Raw genomic sequence first — 19,334 nt, forward strand, 5'->3', positions numbered from 1 at the left:
GACCGATAGTAAGGATTCGTACTCATATGAGAGGGGTTCTTTACCGTAGTCGTGACGGGCCGTGAGGTGGGGACTCTCGCTCGGCGACCGTCGGGGGCGGGTGGTGGACCTGCGGTCAACAGTTTTAAGAACAAAATCCCGTGCGTGAGCGCGAGGACGAATCTGACGACAGAGAGACCGACCCCGAGTCTTAAATATGCCGACAGCATATCGTTGCGTAAGCACATCTGGCGAAAACTGGAGTTGGTTTGGGGTCTCCGTCAACAAAAAGCAACCCTGCGTCCGATGGCTACTCGGCTTCGGACCGAGTCGGGTCGATGGCACGGCCCGTGGGGTGCAAGCGGATACCCAAGGACACCACGCCTCATATCGAGGCCCGACGCACAGGCCCACAAACCACAGCCGGACCTCCGTGGTCTGGTCAGGGTGCCTTCGGGAGCACACGACTGGCGGGCTGTACCACGAAGGAATCCCTGTGCTTCAGCGCGGGGAGGATGTCAATTACCCTGCATTCGGTTATACGAGAGTAATGAGTAGCCCCGAGCAGGACCAGACGGACGAACAAAACACGAGTTGTCATTTCATCAGTCAAATTGAGCACTACTATAAAGGATACTACAGTTTGTTGAGGCCGCGGTCTTGTCTGTTGATTTTTGCATGTCGGACTCCGAGCCAAGGGGAGGCGTGCCCCGCTTGACACAGAGAATTCTTTTGGAGATTGTGTACGAGTAGTCTCTGTCACCTTTTCTGAATCCCACGTCCTTTAGTCGTCGGGACTGTTACAGAGAGTAATGAGTAGCTCCGAGCAGGACCAGACGGACAAACAAAAATACGAGTTCCGGAAGGTCATCGAAGACCTCAAGGAGTACGAGGGCTCCGGGACGCAGCTCGTCACCATCTACATCCCCGAGGACCGGCAGATCAGCTCGGTCGTCGAGCACGTCACCCAGGAGCACAGCGAAGCGTCCAACATCAAGTCGAAACAGACGCGCACGGCCGTCCAGGACGCACTGACCTCGATCAAGGACAGACTGCGCTACTACGACGTCTACCCGCCGGAGAACGGGATGGTCGTCTTCTCCGGCGCCATCGACACCGGCGGCGGCCGCACGGACATGATCACCAAGGTGCTCGAATCGCCGCCCCAACCCATCGAGTCGTTCCGCTATCACTGCGACTCGGAGTTCCTCACCGAACCCCTCGCGGAGATGCTGGGCGACAAGGGCCTGTTCGGTCTCATCGTCCTCGACCGACGGGAGGCCAACGTCGGCTGGCTCAAGGGCAAACGCGTCGAACCCGTCAAGTCCGCCTCCTCGATGGTCCCCGGCAAACAGCGCAAAGGGGGTCAGTCCCAGGCCCGCTTCGAGCGCCTGCGCAAGGAGGCCATCGACAACTTCTACCAGGAGGTCGCCGAGATGGCCGACGACCTGTTCGTCGAACAGCGCCACGAACTCGACGGCATCCTCGTCGGCGGTCCCTCGCCGACCAAAGAGGAGTTCCTCGACGGTGGCTACCTCCACCACGAGATCCAGGACAACGTCCTCGGGAAGTTCGACGTCTCCTACACCGATGAGTCCGGCCTGTACGACCTCGTCGACAACGCCCAGGAAGTCCTGGGCGAGTACGAGGTCATGCAGGACAAGACGGAGATGGAGGAGTTCTTCGAGGAACTCCACGACGGCGACCTCGCGACGTACGGGTTCGGCCCCACCCGCGAGAACCTCATCATGGGCGCGGTCGACCGCCTGCTCATCTCCGAGGACATGCGCAAGGACGTCGTTACGTACGAGTGTCCCAACGGCCACGAGGAACGCGAGGTCATCGACCGCCGCGAGGCGACGCCCGACCACGAGTGTTCACGCTGCGGCGAGGTCGTCGAGGTCGAGGACGAGGAGGAGGCCCGCGAGGACCTCATCGATCACCTCATGAACATCGCCGAGCAGCGCGGCACCGAGACGAAGTTCATCTCCACCGACTTCGAGAAAGGCGAACAGCTCCTGAACGCCTTCGGTGGCGTCGCCGGCATCCTGCGCTACGATACTGGGGTCTAACGACTTTCGGCTCGCTTCGGGGCTTGCCGCAGCACGAAACCTTCTTGATTGCTGGTTGCCACGTTGGGGGTGATGTCCCCGCACCGTCGAGTGGTCTTTTTGCTCCTCCTGCTCGCCGTTTCAGTAACTGGCGTCCCGACAGTCAGTGGTGCGGTCGACTCTCCAGTTGTGACTGTGCCGGACCCGCAACCCGAACCGTTGACCACTGGAGAGCAGTACTGTCAGGGTCAGCACGTGACCGTCTCACTGCCGAACCCGAGTGCGACGAACACGTCATTTGTGATTACGCGCGTCAACAGTACGGTACCGGTTGTCACCGTCGGTTTCGGCGAGAGCGGCCGAGCCGTGCTGAACACGAGTCGGCTGTCAAACGGAAGCTACGTCCTCCGTGACGATAGCAACGAGACGCTGGAAACCGACGAGACGGGTGCGGTGGTCAGTGCGAGCACCGTGGCCACTGCTTCGTTTCGGGTCCGATCGTGTTCGTTCGACGCACGGTTCGAATACGACGAGTTTGTCGTCGACCCTGGGAGACAGGTCCCGCTGCAGATCGACAGGACTCTCACGGAGGCGGTGTCCCTCGACGTGTCGGGGATTCCCGACGGCGTGCTGGCGAGGATGGCAAACGGGAGCGTGACCGACGGCGGCGTTCGGGTACCCGTGCCTGACAACGGCCGGCTCTCGCTGAACGTCACCCGCGAGTTCTACTGTGGTCCGGGGGCTGGGGAGTACGAGTTCACCGTCACGAGTGCGAAATCAGGCGCAGCCAGGCGGGCGTCGGTAACTGCCGCCTCTGAGCTGGGTGCAGAGGCCGTCTTCGGAACCATCAGGACCGACGAAACCCGAAACGTGGTGACTATACCGATAACGGTCGCGCCTAAACGAGCGCACTGCTGGAACGAGTCGGATCTCGTTCTCCAACTAGGGACGGACACTGACGGGTTCACCGTCCGTACTGGAATCGCGGACGCGAACGACGACGGGACCGTTCTCGTGCGAGTGAACACGTCGACCGTCGGCACTGCCCCTGCTTCGGAGTTCTTACGAGCTGTGGGTAACGACTCGCTTCGGAATCCGATGCTCCTTACCCACCGGACGCGGCCGATTCCTGAGGGAAACTACGAAGTGAAACTGAGTGCCGACGGCAACGAACTTGACGTCGGAAGGATGCTAATTGAACGGAACCAATCGACGCCACCTCAGGACCCGACGTCACCGACGCCAGCCACGGAGTCCGGGACGACGCGGACCGAGGCTGTGATGTCGAAACCCGCTCTGACTGCAACGACACGGCCGGAGACCGCTACTCGGCCGACCACAACTGCCGACGGCGTTGGATTCGGACCGGTGACTGCGATCCTTGCAATCGCGCTGGTCGTTCTGGCCCGACGCGGTTTCGAGTCGACGTAGCGGCTGCCTACTCCAGCAACTGCTCTAACTGCTGTTTCCGACCCTGGAGGTCGATCTGGCTGTCGACGCTCCCGGTCGCCGAGAGCCGATCCATCACGAGCATCGGGTCGGTGCCGGCTTCCTCGACGGCCGTGAACAGTTCGGTGATCTGCTGGCGGTACAGCGCCAGCGACGTCAGCAGGCCCAGACCCAGCGCCATCGGGACCGCAGCGTCGGGGTCCGAGGGGAACGCTTCGCCGATCTTCGCGAAGTCCGGCAACTCTGCCGGCGGCTCCTCGTCGGGGTCCATCGCGAGACAGGTCGGACAGATCGAGACGCCGGGGGCGTCCTTGGGGACGTACTCGGCGTACTCCTCGGGCACCGGGACTCGAAGGACTTGCGTGTTACAGTGCGAACAGTTCATATCGTATCTCGTGACCTGACAGGGAAAAACCTACCCCGACTCGGCCAGCGCGGCGACGGGCTGTCGTGGCCCCGCTCTGGCGACCGATCGGAGGCAAACTGGCTCCGTTTCGCGGGGCTGACCAGGAATACTGTCGCGCTTCGAAAAATCCGGGCGGGTCGATGCCGCAGTGAGGCCGATCAGGCGTCCGCGGGAACGGCTTCGGCGGCTTCTTCCTCGGCTTCGCGTTCTGCTTTTTCCTCTTTTTCTTTCTTGGCCTTGATCTTCTTCATGCGGAAGATCTCCTCGCGCTCCTGCTCTTCGAGCTTCTGCTCGATGTACTCCTGATTGGTCTTGAGGTCGGGGAGGACCTTGAACTCCAGGGCGTTGACGCGGCGCTTGGTCCGCTCGATCTCGTCGAGCATCTTCTTCATCGCGGTCTCGACCTCGGCGGCGAGGATGATGGACTCGAGCAGTTCCTCGTAGGCCTCGGCGGCCTCGTCGATGCGGGCGCTCGTCCCGAGGACGCCGTAGCCTCGCTCGTCGAGGCTCTTTTTCACCTTCGAGGACTCGATCTGGGGAACGACGACGCCCATGATGTTCTTGGACTCGGTGGTGAGCTCCGGGTGTTCCTTGAGCGCGGCGGCGGCACCGCGGACTGCGACGTCGCCTTCCATCGCCCGCGCCATGTTGATCTTGCGCTGGGCGTTCTCGTAGTCGTCGGCCAGGTTCGAGCGCACGTCCTGAGCCTGGTCCAGGATGTCCTGGAACTCCATGATGAGACCGTCCCGCTTTTTCTCCAGCGTGTCGTGGCCCCGCTCGGAGAGTTCGATCCGGTCCTCGATCGCCATGAGGTTCTTCCGGGTCGGTTTGACGTCTTTGGCCATCTGTTGGGTGGACCTTCCTAGCCCAGTCGGTTAACTGTTTTCAGTTCGTCCGTGCGTGCCCGTTGCAGGCTCCGTCTCCCGACAGCCACGCCGCTCTCTGTTCCGCAATGAAGGCGGTGAAAGTTACCTACTTGTAGCCGTGGGTACATTTCAACGTATGGACTCGCTGAAGATTCTCGCCGCGATCTTCGCTGCCGGCGGGATTCTCCTGTTGGGGATCGGGGGGTACGTCCTGTACACGCAGTACACGGCGATCCAGGGCGCAGTCGCGGTCAACGCGACCGTCAAGTCGGCGACCGTCGAGGCCGAAACGGGGGCCAAGTTCGCCCCCTCGGTCGTCTACCGCTACGAGTACGAGGGGAACACATACCAGAACGACGACCTCTATCCTGGTATCGTGAACCAGGAGACGTCGGGCGATCGCGCGTTCGAGATCAGTCACGAGTATCGCTCCGGCGACGAAATCACGGCCTACGTCGACCCGAACGACCCGTCCGAGGCGTTTCTCATCAAGAAACTGGCGTCCCGGATGACGCTGGGGTTCGTCGGCGGCGGGATCTTCATCGTCGGGCTGGCCGTGCTCACGCTGGCCTGGAACAGTCGCCGCGACCAGCTCACGCAGTGGCTCGAACAGGCCGGCGCCGAGTGAGAGACGGCGCTGCTGCTCTCCCCGGTCGAAAAGAACGAAAAAGGAACCGGCGTTATTCCTCGGCTTCGACGGCTTCGGCCGTCTCTTCCTGGTAGTGCTCTTCGATGAGCTCCTCGTCGATACGGTTGAGCTCTTCTTTCGGGAGGTCCGAGAGCAGTTCCCAGCCGAGATCGAGCGTCTCGTCGATGGTTCGGTTGGTCCGGAAGCCCTGCTGGACGAACTCCGTCTCGAACCGGTCGGCGAAGTCGAGGTACTTGTTGTCACGCTCGGACAGCGCTTCACGACCGACGATGTTCACGAGGTCGCGCAGGTCCTCACCCTCTGCGTACGCCGCGTACATCTGGTCGGAGACGTCGGCGTGGTCGGCGCGGGTCAGGCCCTCGCCGATCCCGTCGTCCATCAGCCGTGACAGGCTGGGCAGCACGTACACCGGCGGCTGGATGCCCTGGCTGTTCAGGTCACGGTCGACGTAGATCTGGCCCTCCGTGATGTATCCCGTCAGGTCCGGGATCGGGTGGGTGTCGTCGTCGCCGGGCATCGTGAGGATGGGAATCTGCGTGACGGACCCTTCCTCGCCCTCGATCCGACCGGCACGCTCGTAGAGCTGTGCCAGGTCGGTGTACATGTATCCGGGGTAGCCACGGCGGCCCGGGACCTCTTCACGTGCGGCACCGATCTCGCGCAGTGCCTCACAGTAGTTGGTCATGTCCGTCAGGATGACCAGCACGTGGTAGTCCTTCTCGAAGGCCAGGTACTCTGCCGTCGTCAGGGCGAGGCGCGGGGTGACCGTCCGCTCGACTGCGGGGTCGTCCGCGAGGTTCATGAAGACCACCGAACGCTCCAGTGCACCGGTGCGCTCGAAGTCCTCCATGAACTCGTTTGCCTCTTCCTGGGTGATCCCCATCGCGCCGAAGATGACTGCGAACTCGCTGCCATCGTCGTCGCCGCCCTCTTCTTCTTCCGGCACGGTCGCCTGTCGGGCGATCTGGAGCGCCAGGTCGCTGTGTGGCAGCCCCGAGGCCGAGAAGATCGGCAGCTTCTGTCCGCGGACCAGCGTGTTCATGCCGTCGATGGCGGACACGCCGGTCTGGATGAACTCCTCGGGGTACTCCCGGGAGTAGGGGTTGATCGCTTCGCCGACGATGGGTCGCTCCTCGTCGGGCTCGATGTCGGGTCCGCCGTCGATGGGCTCACCGGTGCCGGACAGGACGCGTCCGAGCAGGTCCTCGGTGAGCTTCATCTGCATGGTCTCGCCGAGGAACCGGACCGAGGAATCGCGGTCGATCCCTTCGGTTCCCTCGAACACCTGGATGGCGACGAAGTCGCTCGTGCTCTCGAGCACCTGTCCGCGGCGCGTGTCGCCGTCGGGGGTCTCGATCTCGACGATCTCGTCGTATCCGACGGGTTCGTCGACTTCGGCGAACACCAGCGGACCGCTGATCTCCGTGATGGTCTGGTATTCTTTCTGCATTAGTAGAGCTCCCTGAGCTGTGATTCGATGTCTGCTTCCAGTTCGTCGACGTACTCCTCGTACTCTTCCTGGACGCCGATCCGGTTCAGCCGCGGTGCGGCCTCGATGTCCGTGATCTCCTCGACCGGCACGCCCGCTTCGAGCGCGTCGAAGGCTTCGTCGTTGAACGTCTTGATGGCGTTCAGGATGCGGTAGGTCTTCTCCGGTTCGCAGTACGTGTCGATGTCGTTGAACGCGTCCTGCTGGAGCCAGGCCTCACGCAGGTAGCGTGCGACCTCCAGCGTCAGCTGCTGGTCCTCCGGCAGCGCGTCCTTCCCGACGAGCTGGACGATCTCTTGGAGTTCGTCTTCCTCGTCGAGGGTGTCGATACCCCACTGGCGCTTCTCCGACCAGTCGTTCCGGACGTTGTCCTCGAACCACGGATCCAGCTGATCGCGGTACAGCGAGTACGACTCGTTCCAGTTGATCGACGGGAAGTGTCGGCGCTCCGCGAGGTCTGCGTCCAGCGCCCAGAACGTCTTGACGATACGCAGCGTGTTCTGGGTGACCGGCTCCGAGAAGTCACCGCCCGGCGGGGAGACGGCCCCGATGACGCTCACGGAGCCCTCCGTGCCGTTGACGTTCGTGAAGTAGCCGGCGCGCTCGTAGAACTCGCTCAGGCGCGCTGCGAGGTATGCGGGATAGCCCTCTTCACCGGGCATCTCCTCCAGCCGGGAGGAGATCTCGCGCATCGCCTCTGCCCAGCGCGAGGTGGAGTCTGCCATCAGCGCCACGTCGTACCCCATGTCGCGGAAGTACTCCGCGATGGTGATGCCCGTGTACACGCAGGATTCGCGCGCCGCGACGGGCATGTTCGACGTGTTCGCGATGAGGCAGGTCCGGTCCATCAGCGCGTTGCCGGTGGTCGGGTCTTCCAGTTCCGGGAAGTCCTCGATCACTTCGGTCATCTCGTTGCCACGCTCACCACAGCCGACGTAGACGACGATGTCCGCGTCGGCCCACTTGGCGAGCTGGTGCTGGGTGACCGTCTTCCCGGACCCGAACGGACCCGGAATGGCGGCCGTCCCACCTTTCGCGATGGGGAACAGGCCGTCGAGGATGCGCTGGCCACTGACCAGCGGTTCCGTCGGCGTCTGCTTCTCGTCGGCGGGGCGCTGGGACCGAACGGGCCACTCCTGGCGCATCCGGATCTCCTCGCCGGTGTCGAGTTCGACGACGGTGTCCTCGACGGTGTAGTCGCCGGACTTGACGTCGACGACTTCGCCGCCCTCCGAATCGGGCGGCACCATCACTTTGTGGTCGATACTCGGCGTCTCGGGAACGATCCCGACGACGTCACCGGCGGCGACGGTGTCGCCTTCGGAGACTTCGGGATTGAACTCCCAGGTCTTCTCCAGGTCGATACCCGGCGCGTCGACCCCGCGGTCGAGGAACGCCGAGCCCATCTTCTCTTCGAGGACGTCGAGCGGGCGCTGGACACCGTCGTAGATCGCGTCCAGCATACCCGGCCCGAGGTCAACCGACAGGGGCGCACCCGTGTTCTCGACGGGTTCGCCGGGTGACACTGCGGAGGTCTCCTCGTACACCTGGATCGTCGTGATGTCGCCTTCGATCTCGATGACCTCGCCCATCAGACCCTCGTGACCGACGTAGACCACGTCGTTCATCTTCGCGTCGAGGTCTTTGGCAGTCACGACGGGACCGCTTACGCTCTCGATGACGCCGTCTTCACTGACGTCTGCTTCCGTTGCTTGACTCATGTTTTAGTCTTCCATTAGGTCGATACCGATCGCTCGCTTGATCTGTTCGCGCAGGTTCCCGCTCCCGGTGCCGCCACCGAGGGTCACGAGCACCGGCTCGACGCTCGTTTCTACGTCGTTGCGGACGGCCCGCGAGAGATGTCCAAGGTCCTCGTCGTGCATGACGATGATTCCGACGTCGTCGTCTTCGAGCATCTCGCGTACCGCGTCGTCCAGTTGGTCGTCTTTCTCGTCGTCGGCGATGTTCGCGAACCGACGGACGCCGGCCAGTCGAAAGCCGGTCGTGAAGTCCGGACTGCCGACGACGGCGATTTCCTGGCTCATAGCATCACCAGCTCCGATTCGATCTCTGACTCCGAGAGACCCGCTTCGCGTCCGCGGGCGATCGCCCGGATGTTCGTCATTTCGCGCTCCTTCGCGATGACGTACGCCAGCACCGGACAGACCGACAGCGGGTAGCGGTTCGACAGCATCTTCGAGTACTCCAGCAGCGCCGCGTCGGTCGCGCGCTCGAAGTCCATGAGGCTGTCGGCACCGCCGAGTGCGTCGAGTCCCGCCTGGAGTTCGTCACCGTACCTGCTCTGGCGGACGTGTTCGACCAGTCGGTCCATGTCGCCTGCCAGCTGGCGGATCTCCCTGCTGTTGAAGAGGTCGCCGCCCTCGATGAAGTACTCCGACGGCTCCATGTCGGCGCCGCTCCGGGCGATCCGGAGCGCGTTCCGGAGGTTGCGGAAGTCGACTTCCGCGCTCAGGAACTCGACGTAGAGCTGCATCGGCCGACTCGGCTCGGTCGGCAGCCCGGTCAGCAGGTCCTCGTAGAAGGCCCGATCGAGTGCGTTCTCGAGGGGCACCAGGACCTCCTGTTCTTTGTACACCTCGTAGGCGTCTGCCAGCGCGTCGCCGTACCGCGTGCGCTCCAATCGCTCGACGACGTTTTCGATCGATCCGGCGTTGATGAGCTCGTCGAGGAACGCCTCGTCGAACTCACCGGCCCGGATCAGGTCCGTCTCGATCTCCTGGCGGTCCGTGCCCGCGTACTGGCCCCGGATGATCGTCTTGAGGTTCCAGACGTCGAACTTCCGGAGGTAGCGGGCGATGTAGTCGTACAGCGACCCTTCGGACCAGCGCAGCAGGTCCTCGAAGTGCTTGGCGATGTTCTGGTTGAGCGCGTACTCGATGAGGTCGACGCCGGAGTGGCGTGCCCCCAGCGCGTTCATCTCGGTTTCGTACTCGGTGTCTTCCATGAACCGAGCGATCTCGCCGGGGCCCATGCGGACCAGCTTCCGGTAGTCGTCGTCGTCGAAAAGTGCGGCACGGCGCGAGCGGACTCTCGCGATGACGTACTCGTAGTTTCCGCCTCGTGCCGTTGGCTCCGTGCTCATTGGTCGAACAGCTTGTCGCTAATCGTTCCGAGGTTCTGTTCCCACACGTCCTCGAGAATCGAGTCGAAGGTGTTGTTCACGCGGATGCGTGAGCCTTCGCTCTCGACGACGACGCCGCCGAGACAGTCGTACTCGCCGGCGTACGAACCGTCGTGGTTTAGCTCTTCGAGCAGCGACTCGATCAGCTCCTCGTCTTCGGGCTGTCCGTACACGTCGAGGGTGGCGTCGTCGTCGAACTCGTCGACGGCTGCGGCGAGCAGCTCGCGGGTGAGCTCCTCGCGCTGGTCGCCGTCGATGTCGGCGACTGCCGATTCGACGCTCTCGCGAACGTCACCGAGGACGGTCCGGCGCGCTTCGAGGCGTGCCTGTTTTGCCTCCAGTTTCGCGCTGGAGATGCGCTGTTCGCGCTCCTGTTCGATCGTCGATTCGACCTCGGCCTCGCGCTCGGCGCGGATCTCTTCTGCGTCCTGCTCGGCCTCCGCGATAATCGCGTCCGCTTTCTCCTCGGCGTCGGCCTTGATGTCCTCTGCACGCGCGCGGGCTTCGTCTCGAATGTCCTCTACGACCGTTTCTAGGCTCATGCGTTAGAAAGTTGAAAAGGGGTGGTTAACCGGCGACGAAGATGACGACCAGTGCCAGGATGACCAGCGTCTCGGGAAGCACTGTGAGGATGAGCCCACGACCGAACATCTCGTCGTTCTCGGCGACCGCACCGACTGCGGCTGCACCGATACCACGCTCGGCATACCCTGCACCGAGCGCCGCCAGCCCGACTGCGAGTGCTGCCGCCGCCTGCGCGGGAATTGCTGGGGCCTGTTCGATGGTCTGGGCGCCCTGTTCCTGAAGAATCGGTGCGAGTCCGCTCACTAGTGCCATGGCGTTTTCGATCATGATTTGTGTCCTTTGGGGATTCGCTCGTTCCGAACAGGCTGATATGGCTGTAGTGGCTTCATAAAACTTCCCAAATGCCCTCGTCAGCGCGTGAGCTACCGATGCGAGACAGTCTCATGATTTCCGACACTACCAGTTACTCGCCCCCGGCTGGGGCAGCAACGCGAGCAAAAGAACGGCTTGGGGGGTCGATTACTCTTCGGTGGTGTACTCGCGGTCGTAGCCGAAGGGGACGTACTTGCGGCCGCCGCCCTCGTAGAACTTCCCGAAGAACTCGACGTACTCGAGACGCACGCCCTGCAGGCCGGCACTGGTGACACCCAGGATCAGCACGAGCAGGTGCCCGATGACGAGGATCAGCACGCCGATGAGCAGGAACGCGACGCTCCCGTGCATCAGGCCGCCGAACATCACGCTCGTGACCTCGTGGCCGTGGTAGGTCCCCTGTTCGAGCATGTGCGCCGGGGAGTGGCTGATGCCGAAGTGCCAGGCGCCGTCGTCGGTCACGTACACGCCGAAGAACAGGAGGTTGACCACGAAGGCCATCCCTGCTTTGGCCAGCAGCACCGCAGCCAGCCGCGTGTACGAGAGCACGTTCACGAGCACGTTCAGGAACTCGACACCCTCGACGGGCTCGGTCGTGACGAGCAAGACCAGGCCCACGGCGAACATCCCGAGGCCAGCCATGCCGATCTCCGGCGAGAAGCCGGTGAATCCGAGCGGGAAGGGGTTGCCGGCGAACACGCTCGTGGATCCGTACATCAGATCGGGTGCGCTTCCGTTCGCGCCGGCGAAGATCCAGGCCCACAGACCGAACAGCATCAGGAGCCAGGAGCCGCTCTCGCCCATGGCCATGCGGAACCCGTGGCCCAGGTTCTCGATGAAGTCGAGGATCCACCCGATCGCGAGGTGGACCATCCCGACCAGCAGACTGATGACCAGCCACGCGAGCGCGTAGTCAGCGTAGTGTGGCTGGAGGCCTTTGTGGATCGGCGGGTTGCCGCCCCAGACGATCTCACCGAGCTGGTGCAATCCGAAGAACTCGCCGTACAGCACGCCGAAGATCATCGTGAAGATACCGGCCCAGATGCCGACACCACCGAGGCTCTTGATCATGTCGCTGTCGAAGCTCCGCATGAGCCAGAAGCCGCCGAGCGTGTACAGGATCCCGTACCCGAGGTCACCGATCATGAACCCGTAGAACGCCGGGAACGTCAGGAAGAAGATGACCGTCGGGTCGAACTCGGAGTACTTCGGCCGGTTGATGACCTCGACGAGCGCCTCGAAGGGCTTCGCCGGTGCTGCGTTCTGCTGGATGACCGGCGGTTCGTCGTGGCTCATCGTGACGAGGCCACCGTCTGTGGCCTTCTCCTTGCCGCTCCCGTCGGCTGCGGTCGGTTCGCCGGGCACCTGACCGCCCTCGTCGACCGGTTCGTGGCCGGTGGCGTGTCCGTCGCTGTCGTAGCTCGCGCGTTCGAGTTCCTCGACGTCGACGTGCTCGCCGACGGTGCTCTCGAGCGTGTTCGCGAGGGTCTCGTACTCCTCGGTCGGAATCCAGCCTTCCGCGACGAACGCGTTGTCGGTCGTCGCGAAGTTCAGCGGCGCTTCGGCCTGCTGGACTCTGATCGCGAGTTTCTCCTCGGTCGCGAGCAGGAAACTCGAAACTTCGAGCTTGAGGTCCTGGAGTTCGTCCTCGACGGTGGTGAGCTTGGACTCGAGCTGCTGTTTGCGGTGCTGCAGTTCGGAGATGTACTCCTCGGGACTCCCTTCTGCGTCGGGAATCTCGTACTCCTGGAACTGTGCGCCGACCAGCAGGTCCTGCATGGTGACGTCGTCGGTGTCGCCCTCGGGATAGACGAAGATGGCGACCGATTTGCCTGCCGACTCGACCATAAACTCCTCGACCTCGTCGGCCGCGGCGAGCTCGGTCTCGATGCCCGTCGCGTCGCCCTTGCCGACGGCGACGGCGAGCGACTCGTAGCCCTGCAGGAGGTCGAGATCGATGCCGAGCTCGGCGTAGGGCTCGACGCTGTCGATCTGTTCCTCGACCTCGCGGAGGTCGTCTTTGAGCTCGCTCCGGCGGTCGTCGAGATCGTTGACGTCCTGGCGGACCCGCTCGAGTTCCTCGTCGATCGCCTCGTCGGTGACGAGCTGGGTCGGCCCGGCATCGTCCTCGTCGACGCCGAGCGTCGATTTCAGCGAGCGGACGGTGACGAGCTTCTGGGAGGCTTCCTCGGCGCCCTCGACGGGATCGCCCAGATCGAACCCTTCCCAGGAGCCGTCGTAGTCGGTGACGTGCAGCAGGTTCAGGTCGTACACTGTCTCGATGACGTCGTCCATGACGGACTTGGAACCAGTCACCGAGACGCGGCTCATCTGCTCAGGTCTGAGCATGCACCGCCTCCTCGAACCGTTCCATTACGTGCTCGATCACCTCGTCTTTCCGCTCTTCCGCCGCTTGTTCGAGTGCCTCACGCTGTTCGTTCCCCTCTGCGAGAATCTTGTCACGCTCGGCCTCGATCTCGTCACGAGCATCGTCGAGTCGGTCCTCCGCGATTTCGTCGGCGTCCTCGCGGGCCTCCTGGCGGATTGCCTCTGCCTCCTCCCTGGCGTCGGCGATCCGGTCCTCGGCCGCCTGCTCGGCCTCGGCGATGATCTCGTCGGCCTCCTCCTCGGCCTCTTTGATCTGATCGAGAACCTCTGGCCTTGGCATTTGAATCATTCGGAGATTGCATAAGCGCCTATATGGTAGTTGCGAAGTCCAACCATGTTTTTCTTCGTCGGGTGCGCTCGCTGCACTCGCGCACCGCTCCTCGAAAAACATGGGTGAAAAAGGCTGAAGCCTCACTTCGTTCGGCTTCAGTGAACCGCGCTCGCTGCGCTCGCGTGGATGCTGGTGCTCTCGATAGTTGCTCAATGTGCCCTACTGACCGCTGAGAATCCTAACAACCTTCGTATGTTTTCTGAAAGCCGTGCACGATGTAGCCAAGAAACTGATCTTATCAATCCTGAATTTAGTCTGTGTGTGAAGAGAATGTTACTGTTCAGGACGGGAGAAAATACTTACTGGAAGAGTTGATAGATAGGCGAAATGAAACGACGTCAGGCCCTCCTCGCCGGCGGTTCCTGTATCAGTGTGCTTTTGAGTGGCTGTGTGGGTGGGACCTCCGAATCAACAGTGGGAACGCCGGTGTACGACTGCGACGATGTTGCCCGTCCGGTATCGCCGTCACCAAATTCCGACCCGCCGGGTGAAGCGGGACGGTACACCTACCCTGACCGACCCGACTCGCTGTCGAACGAGTCGACAGTCCGCACCTACGTGAAGTCGTATGAGCGTGCGTATCGTCTGAGCGCCCTCCACGAAGACTACGAATCCAGTCTCGATCACGCAGGTGTTTCCGTCAGCAACATGTGGACCCACGAAGCGCCGGAGGGGGCAATGATTGTCCGACTCAAGTATCGTTACCGCTACGGCTATGAGGAAGGCGGAAGTCCTATAGAAGCGGATTCGCCCACGATCTACGCATCGTATTACATCGACGACGCTGTCATGCTCAGAGCGGTTCACGAGGGGAATCAAGAGGACGAGTCAGGGCTCGATCCGGACCCAGTGAAACAGGGGCAGCCCGTGGAGTGTTTCTGAATAGTCAGAGCGAAGAATGGATTCGAACTTGAACCGTAGCTATAGTAGTCACCAGAAGTCTTTGCTCACCGTGTGTATCAGACGTGACGATTCGTGCCGTAAACCGGCCTGTTGACGCTCGAGGCCCGTGAAAATTTCTGCTGACTACTATAGATGCTCTCTCTTCATGTGCATGCTCAGTAAGCAACTCTACTGACCGGTTGAATCATCCGGATCAGAGTGAAACCAACGGATGGCCGACTGCTGACTACACCCTTTAAGTCTTGCACGCTGATTCTAACAATCCTCTAGTAAATTAGAATTCGCATCGGTATCTGAGCGCTCTATACTGAGCAACTGGTAGTCGGTGAGATGCTGTCGGACGACTGGTCATTGAGCATCCGCGCGAGCGCAGCGAGCGCGGTTCACGGACGCGAGCCAACGGCGAGCGTCCGGCCTTTTTCACCCATGTTTTTGCGACGAGTGGTCCCCGCAGGTCGCTCGGAGAGCGACCGAGGAGACCCGAGGAGGAAAAAGATGGTATTATGGCGTCGAACGCCCTACACGAATCAATGGGAGTCCTCGAGAACAAGTCGCGGGCACGCACCTTCTACAAGTACCTCTCGAAGGTCTACGACCAGATCAACCCCTTCATCTGGAACGAGGAAATGCGGACCGAGGCCATCGAGATGCTCGACCTCGACCCCGACGATCGGGTGCTCGACCTCGGCTGTGGCACCGGCTTTGCGACCGAGGGCCTGTTGGAACACGTCGATCACGTGTACGGGCTCGACCAGAGTCCCCACCAGCTGGAGAAAGCCTACGCCAAGTTCGGCCGGACTGGCGGCTCGGTCACCTTCCAGCTGGGTGACGCCGAGCGACTCCCGTTCAAAACGAACAGCTTCGACGTCGTCTGGTCCTCCGGGTCTATCGAGTACTGGCCCAACCCCGAATTGGCCCTCCGGGAGTGCCGACGCATCACGAAGCCGGGTGGGCAGGTGCTCATCGTCGGCCCGAACTACCCGAACTCCTCGGTGTTTCAGAAGCTCGCCGACGCGATCATGCTGTTCTACGACCGCGAGGAAGCAGACCGGATGTTCCGCGACGCCGGGTTCAGCGACTTCGAACACCGGATGATGGGGCCGAGCTACAACCCCGAGATCGCCATTACGACGGTGGCCCAGGTGCCGGAAGAGTAACGTCCCGCAAATCGGAGTTGGCTCGCTGGTTCTCGTCAGGCTCGCGCCGTGACCGTAGCGATCCGATAGTGTTCCGTGTAGACGTGGACGGTCACCGTGGCGCCAGTGGTGAGCTGGGGACTGTTCGTATCCGCGATACGTACTGCGCCCGTCTCGCCCGCTCGCCAGGTCCCGTCGGCAGCAGAGTTGAGGGGACCGGTCGGACCGGACTCGAACCCGCTCGCGGCGAAAAAGGGGACTGGCGGCTGTTCTCTGAGCGGCGTCCCGTCGATGCGGATTTCGATTCGGAGATCGCTGACGGCGAGCGAGTCACCGCTGCGGTGTGTCAGCGCGATCCGGTCACGCGCGGCGTCGGCACTGGCAGACATGCTGACGCGCGGGGGAGCACTGTCTGTCGGGCCGATTCCGAACACGGTCGCGCCGACAACTGCCGACGACAGAACTGTGAGGAGAACCATGAGAGCGATGCCGACGACCGAACTCGTTGCGCGCGCGGACACGAAACTGGGTTGGCCGCGGCCCGATACTTCAATCTTCGCCGGGGGAAGCCCCACCGAGGTCGAGGGTCACGTGCTCGCCGGTCGAGGTGGTCGCGTTGACGGTAACCGGACCGTGGGGACGGATCGTCCAGCGCGATCCGTCCAGGCCAGTCTCACCCACGAACTGGCCGTCGACGGTGATGCGTGCGTCGACGGGATCGCCAGTCACTGTGTCGGCGACGGTGACGTTCATGGGGCCGCTCTCGTGGGTGAGGCCGGCCGTGATGGTGAGGTCGCTGGTCCTGTTCGTCGCGTTGCGTGCGATAGCGAGTCGCGAGAGGCGCTTTTCCTGGACTTCGCGGAAGACGTTGGTCGTCGTGCCGTCCAGATAGCTCGTCAGAACGCCCTGTGAGTGGTCGACGTTGATCTGGTAGGCGGAGGTGCTGCCGTAGCCCGTCACGGACGTGCTCGTAATGGAGTTGTTGAAGGCCCACGGGTACAGTTTCAGAGCGCGCTCGTACGCGGCCGTGATCTGGGGCAGGTCGCTCTGAGCGAACTGGTCGGGGCCGGGCTGTTGGTACTCGCTCGCGAGGAAGGCTTCGCGAACGTACCTGCCGCCCGAGAGCCGCGCGAGGACGACCCCGTCGCTCGTCGTTTCGACGTAGACGTCAAGCTCGTCGCTTTCCCCAGCCATCGTCTGGGTCACGCTGGTCCGGATCGGTCCCTGCAAGACGGTCGGTTCGACCTTGACGCTCTCCAGGCGCGTTTTCAGGTCGTTCGGGAGGGAGTAGCCCGGCGTTCGGCCGGTGCGCCGGAGGACGCCGTCGATGTACTGCCTGAGTTGCGACGCCTCGGTGTCGACGACGGCGAGGCGCTGCAGGAACGCGTCCGTCGACAGGTCGCCCCGGTTGTACGCGGTGATCGCCCGCTGCTGACGCGTCCGGAGGGTTTCCGTCCGGTTCTCGATGCGGTTGACCGCTCGCTCGACGATCGCCGTCCGGGCCGTCGTGGAGTCGGCCGCCTGGAAGGCCTTGAGGGTCGCGCTCTCGTTCAATTCCGTCTGGAGGCGACTCCGCTCGGCGGCGACCGTCCCCGTGACGTCCAGAGTCCCGTTCCCGAACTGGGCGTTCGCTCTCGTCTGCCCGGGCAGCGCGAGGTAATCGGTCGTATTCTGGAGGGGATCGATGGGCGACGCGACTGACTGCGTGCTGGCGGCGTCCGAGACAGTGGCCTGTCCCGTGGAGGGGCCAACAGCCGTCTCCGTCTCGGGCGGGAGCGGAACTGGTGTCCCAGCCGTGACGGTTGCCACTGCGACCAGCAGTGCCACCAGTGCGGGGAGGGTGAGACGCATTACCAGCTACATTGACACGCCAGTACAAAAACCCGTTCGACTCACCTGTTCACGTTACGTTTATTTTCATCTGCGCCACTCCTGTTACGTTACTAACCGATAAATGGCGCGCTTAGCGTCGCTTAGACGTTTCACAACGCCCGCTGACGTTTTATTCCCGGATGGAAAGTATTTTCCCCGAGGCGCGACGAGAGGTTCGTAATGTTGTCACGGGCACGTGTCGCCCTGCTAGCCCTCCTCCTCGTCCTTGTGACAGCTGGACAGGTTGCTGCGCCAGCAACCGCCAACCCGGCACCTGCCGTGGACCGGGCAGTCCAGCAATCCGACGCGGCTACGCCGACGCCGAGCGAGACGACCTTTCGAGTCCAGCTCCGACCGAACGGGGACGCTCGCTGGACGGTCCAGATGAACTTCTCGCTCGCGACGGACGCTCGCAGGGAGGCCTTCGAGACGTTCGCAGCACAGTTTGAAGCCACCGCGGACTCCCAGACCCTAACTGCGTTCCGGCAGGCGAACCGGGCGGCCGGTGAGACCACTGACAGGCAGATGTCGATCACGGACGTCGAACGGACCACCAGAACGACGAACGGGACCGGCCATCTGGTCGTCCGGTTCACCTGGACGAACTTCAGTCGGCAGACGAACTCGTCGCTCCACGTCGACGACGTGTTCAACACGACGAGCGGGACGTGGCTCGACGGGCTCGACGACGGCCAGTCGCTCGTCGTCGTGCCGCCGAAGGAGTATTCGCTCGTCGACGCCTCACCACCGGGGTACGCGGTGTCGAACAGATCGGTTCGCTGGGATGGCGAACGAACGTTCGCACCCGGTGACATCTCGATCACCTACGAGAAGGGCGATCAGCGTGGATCGTTCCCGTTCCCGCTGCTGGTCGTCGGACTCGTAGCTGCCGGTCTCGGGGTCGTCGCGGTCCTGGCGTTCCTGTTCTCGACCAGCGACGTCGGCCTGCCCGCTCCACTGGCGATCAGCACGGACGACGGCGATGGCGACGGGACCACAAGCAGTAGCGATGGCGGTACCGTGACGGACGCTGCGGGCACAGCGTCAGCAGCTACTGAGCCGGTCGACCACGACGAACAACCGGACGACGAGATCGACGAGGAACTCCTCTCCGACGAGGAGCGCATCGAACGACTGCTCGATCAGAACGGTGGCCGAATGAAACAGGCGAACATCGTCACCGAAACGGGCTGGTCGAACGCGAAGGTCTCTCAGCTCCTCTCGGCGATGGACGAGGAAGACAGGATCGACAAGCTCCGGATCGGGCGCGAGAACCTCATCTCGTTCCCCGACGAGGACATCACCGACACGAACGGCGAGGAACCCTGATCGATCCCCGCCGAGCTTCCGATTGGAAATGTCACGCCGACTTTCTGTACCGATGAACGAGTGAACAGTTAACAGTGTTTCAGCCGTTCGGAAACGTTTAACCGGGATCAATCGAGAGTCTCAGGTGAGTATGAAGATTCTTGTCACGGTAAAGGAGGTGGCGGAAGTCGAAGACGAGTTCGAGATTTCGGGCGACGACATCGCCGAGCAGTATCTCGAATACGACCTCAACGAGTGGGACGACTACGCCGTCGAGGAAGCCGTCCAGATCAGCGAAGACAACGACGACGTGGAAGTCGTCACCGCCACGATCGGCCCGGAACGGTCCGAGGAGACCATCCGGATGGCCCTGGCGAAGGGCGCCGACCGTGCCGTGCGCGTCTGGGACGACTCCATCGAGAGCGCCGAGTACCTCGACACCGACTCCAAAGCCGACCTGCTGGCTGC

General features: G+C 62.6%; 19 protein-coding genes. 7 read left to right on the forward strand and 12 right to left on the reverse strand.

Going from position 1 to position 19,334, the window contains the following annotated elements; translation table 11 throughout:
- The first annotated feature begins 791 nt into the window (after positions 1 to 791).
- Positions 792 to 2,051 carry a peptide chain release factor aRF-1 gene (gene prf1 / locus MU553_RS17735; RefSeq protein ID WP_247380051.1) on the forward strand — a complete coding sequence of 420 codons (1,260 nt, stop codon included), beginning with the start codon at positions 792 to 794 and terminating at the stop codon, positions 2,049 to 2,051.
- Positions 2,052 to 2,501: 450 nt separating this feature from the next.
- The gene (locus MU553_RS17740; RefSeq protein ID WP_247380054.1) at positions 2,502 to 3,461 is read left to right on the forward strand and encodes a hypothetical protein; all 960 of its coding nucleotides are present in this window, start codon (positions 2,502 to 2,504) and stop codon (positions 3,459 to 3,461) included.
- Between the two features lie 7 nt (positions 3,462 to 3,468).
- Here the strand turns inward: MU553_RS17740 and MU553_RS17745 are convergent, their stop codons facing one another.
- Both MU553_RS17745 and MU553_RS17750 read right to left on the reverse strand, forming a co-directional pair.
- A complete protein-coding gene (locus tag MU553_RS17745; protein ID WP_247380057.1) occupies positions 3,469 to 3,864 on the reverse strand; it encodes a DUF6276 family protein in 396 nt (131 codons plus the stop codon).
- 179 nt (positions 3,865 to 4,043) lie between these two features.
- Positions 4,044 to 4,730, reverse strand: coding sequence for a V-type ATP synthase subunit D (locus MU553_RS17750; protein WP_247380059.1), 687 nt, complete (start codon positions 4,728 to 4,730; stop codon positions 4,044 to 4,046).
- A gap of 157 nt (positions 4,731 to 4,887) precedes the next feature.
- Here MU553_RS17750 and MU553_RS17755 point away from each other — a divergent pair, with 157 nt between their 5' ends.
- Positions 4,888 to 5,379 carry a DUF3592 domain-containing protein gene (locus tag MU553_RS17755; protein ID WP_247380061.1) on the forward strand — a complete coding sequence of 164 codons (492 nt, stop codon included), beginning with the start codon at positions 4,888 to 4,890 and terminating at the stop codon, positions 5,377 to 5,379.
- A gap of 52 nt (positions 5,380 to 5,431) precedes the next feature.
- Here MU553_RS17755 and MU553_RS17760 read toward each other — a convergent pair whose 3' ends face one another.
- The 8 genes from MU553_RS17760 to ahaH all read right to left on the reverse strand — a co-directional run bounded on the left by MU553_RS17760 (position 5,432) and on the right by ahaH (position 13,596).
- Positions 5,432 to 6,850, reverse strand: a complete 1,419-nt coding sequence (locus tag MU553_RS17760) for an ATP synthase subunit B (protein ID WP_247380065.1) — start codon at positions 6,848 to 6,850, stop codon at positions 5,432 to 5,434.
- Positions 6,850 to 8,610 (reverse strand): ATP synthase subunit A, encoded by a 1,761-nt coding sequence (locus MU553_RS17765; protein ID WP_247380068.1) that lies wholly within the window; start codon positions 8,608 to 8,610, stop codon positions 6,850 to 6,852. Before MU553_RS17765 ends, MU553_RS17760 begins: the two co-directional genes overlap by 1 nt.
- Before the next feature lie 3 nt (positions 8,611 to 8,613).
- Positions 8,614 to 8,934 (reverse strand): V-type ATP synthase subunit F, encoded by a 321-nt coding sequence (locus MU553_RS17770; protein ID WP_247380070.1) that lies wholly within the window; start codon positions 8,932 to 8,934, stop codon positions 8,614 to 8,616.
- Positions 8,931 to 9,992: a V-type ATP synthase subunit C gene (locus MU553_RS17775; RefSeq protein WP_247380072.1), complete on the reverse strand. Its 1,062-nt coding sequence runs from the start codon at positions 9,990 to 9,992 to the stop codon at positions 8,931 to 8,933. The genes MU553_RS17770 and MU553_RS17775 overlap by 4 nt, the downstream gene beginning before the upstream one ends.
- Positions 9,989 to 10,573, reverse strand: a complete 585-nt coding sequence (locus MU553_RS17780; protein ID WP_247380074.1) for a V-type ATP synthase subunit E — start codon at positions 10,571 to 10,573, stop codon at positions 9,989 to 9,991. Before MU553_RS17780 ends, MU553_RS17775 begins: the two co-directional genes overlap by 4 nt.
- Positions 10,574 to 10,598: 25 nt before the next feature.
- The gene (locus tag MU553_RS17785; RefSeq protein WP_247380076.1) at positions 10,599 to 10,883 is read right to left on the reverse strand and encodes a F0F1 ATP synthase subunit C; all 285 of its coding nucleotides are present in this window, start codon (positions 10,881 to 10,883) and stop codon (positions 10,599 to 10,601) included.
- A gap of 192 nt (positions 10,884 to 11,075) precedes the next feature.
- Positions 11,076 to 13,277, reverse strand: coding sequence for a V-type ATP synthase subunit I (locus tag MU553_RS17790; RefSeq protein ID WP_247380078.1), 2,202 nt, complete (start codon positions 13,275 to 13,277; stop codon positions 11,076 to 11,078).
- On the reverse strand, positions 13,264 to 13,596 hold the full coding sequence (ahaH, locus tag MU553_RS17795; RefSeq protein ID WP_247380080.1) for an ATP synthase archaeal subunit H: 333 nt from the start codon (positions 13,594 to 13,596) through the stop codon (positions 13,264 to 13,266). Before ahaH ends, MU553_RS17790 begins: the two co-directional genes overlap by 14 nt.
- A 378-nt stretch (positions 13,597 to 13,974) precedes the next feature.
- Between ahaH and MU553_RS17800 the strand changes: the two genes are divergently transcribed.
- Entirely contained in the window at positions 13,975 to 14,529 is a 555-nt protein-coding gene (locus tag MU553_RS17800; protein WP_247380082.1) for a hypothetical protein, read from the forward strand.
- A gap of 521 nt (positions 14,530 to 15,050) precedes the next feature.
- On the forward strand, positions 15,051 to 15,707 hold the full coding sequence (locus MU553_RS17805) for a methyltransferase domain-containing protein (RefSeq protein ID WP_345893396.1): 657 nt from the start codon (positions 15,051 to 15,053) through the stop codon (positions 15,705 to 15,707).
- Positions 15,708 to 15,742: 35 nt separating this feature from the next.
- On the opposite strand, the gene MU553_RS17810 is transcribed toward MU553_RS17805, so the two are convergent.
- On the reverse strand, positions 15,743 to 16,207 hold the full coding sequence (locus MU553_RS17810; protein ID WP_247380086.1) for a type IV pilin N-terminal domain-containing protein: 465 nt from the start codon (positions 16,205 to 16,207) through the stop codon (positions 15,743 to 15,745).
- 28 nt (positions 16,208 to 16,235) lie between these two features.
- Entirely contained in the window at positions 16,236 to 17,537 is a 1,302-nt protein-coding gene (locus MU553_RS17815; protein ID WP_247380089.1) for a DUF7096 domain-containing protein, read from the reverse strand.
- Positions 17,538 to 17,738: 201 nt separating this feature from the next.
- Here MU553_RS17815 and MU553_RS17820 point away from each other — a divergent pair, with 201 nt between their 5' ends.
- Both MU553_RS17820 and MU553_RS17825 read left to right on the forward strand, forming a co-directional pair.
- A complete protein-coding gene (locus MU553_RS17820) occupies positions 17,739 to 18,887 on the forward strand; it encodes a helix-turn-helix transcriptional regulator (RefSeq protein WP_247380092.1) in 1,149 nt (382 codons plus the stop codon).
- A 130-nt stretch (positions 18,888 to 19,017) separates the two neighbouring features.
- A partial coding sequence (locus MU553_RS17825; protein WP_428222018.1) for an electron transfer flavoprotein subunit beta/FixA family protein occupies positions 19,018 to 19,334 on the forward strand: 317 nt, incomplete at its 3' end.

This window comes from Halorientalis brevis (assembly GCF_023077655.1).

What these genes read in the sequence shown, in the direction of transcription:
- prf1 (WP_247380051.1), top strand. Translation starts at nt 792, where the DNA reads ATGAGTAGCTCCGAGCAGGACCAGACGGACAAACAAAAATACGAGTTC.
- MU553_RS17745 (WP_247380057.1), bottom strand. Translation starts at nt 3,864, where the DNA reads ATGAACTGTTCGCACTGTAACACGCAAGTCCTTCGAGTCCCGGTGCCC.
- MU553_RS17750 (WP_247380059.1), bottom strand. Translation starts at nt 4,730, where the DNA reads ATGGCCAAAGACGTCAAACCGACCCGGAAGAACCTCATGGCGATCGAG.
- MU553_RS17755 (WP_247380061.1), top strand. Translation starts at nt 4,888, where the DNA reads ATGGACTCGCTGAAGATTCTCGCCGCGATCTTCGCTGCCGGCGGGATT.
- MU553_RS17760 (WP_247380065.1), bottom strand. Translation starts at nt 6,850, where the DNA reads ATGCAGAAAGAATACCAGACCATCACGGAGATCAGCGGTCCGCTGGTG.
- MU553_RS17765 (WP_247380068.1), bottom strand. Translation starts at nt 8,610, where the DNA reads ATGAGTCAAGCAACGGAAGCAGACGTCAGTGAAGACGGCGTCATCGAG.
- MU553_RS17770 (WP_247380070.1), bottom strand. Translation starts at nt 8,934, where the DNA reads ATGAGCCAGGAAATCGCCGTCGTCGGCAGTCCGGACTTCACGACCGGC.
- MU553_RS17775 (WP_247380072.1), bottom strand. Translation starts at nt 9,992, where the DNA reads ATGAGCACGGAGCCAACGGCACGAGGCGGAAACTACGAGTACGTCATC.
- MU553_RS17780 (WP_247380074.1), bottom strand. Translation starts at nt 10,573, where the DNA reads ATGAGCCTAGAAACGGTCGTAGAGGACATTCGAGACGAAGCCCGCGCG.
- MU553_RS17785 (WP_247380076.1), bottom strand. Translation starts at nt 10,883, where the DNA reads ATGATCGAAAACGCCATGGCACTAGTGAGCGGACTCGCACCGATTCTT.
- MU553_RS17790 (WP_247380078.1), bottom strand. Translation starts at nt 13,277, where the DNA reads ATGCTCAGACCTGAGCAGATGAGCCGCGTCTCGGTGACTGGTTCCAAG.
- ahaH (WP_247380080.1), bottom strand. Translation starts at nt 13,596, where the DNA reads ATGCCAAGGCCAGAGGTTCTCGATCAGATCAAAGAGGCCGAGGAGGAG.
- MU553_RS17800 (WP_247380082.1), top strand. Translation starts at nt 13,975, where the DNA reads ATGAAACGACGTCAGGCCCTCCTCGCCGGCGGTTCCTGTATCAGTGTG.
- MU553_RS17815 (WP_247380089.1), bottom strand. Translation starts at nt 17,537, where the DNA reads ATGCGTCTCACCCTCCCCGCACTGGTGGCACTGCTGGTCGCAGTGGCA.
- MU553_RS17820 (WP_247380092.1), top strand. Translation starts at nt 17,739, where the DNA reads ATGTTGTCACGGGCACGTGTCGCCCTGCTAGCCCTCCTCCTCGTCCTT.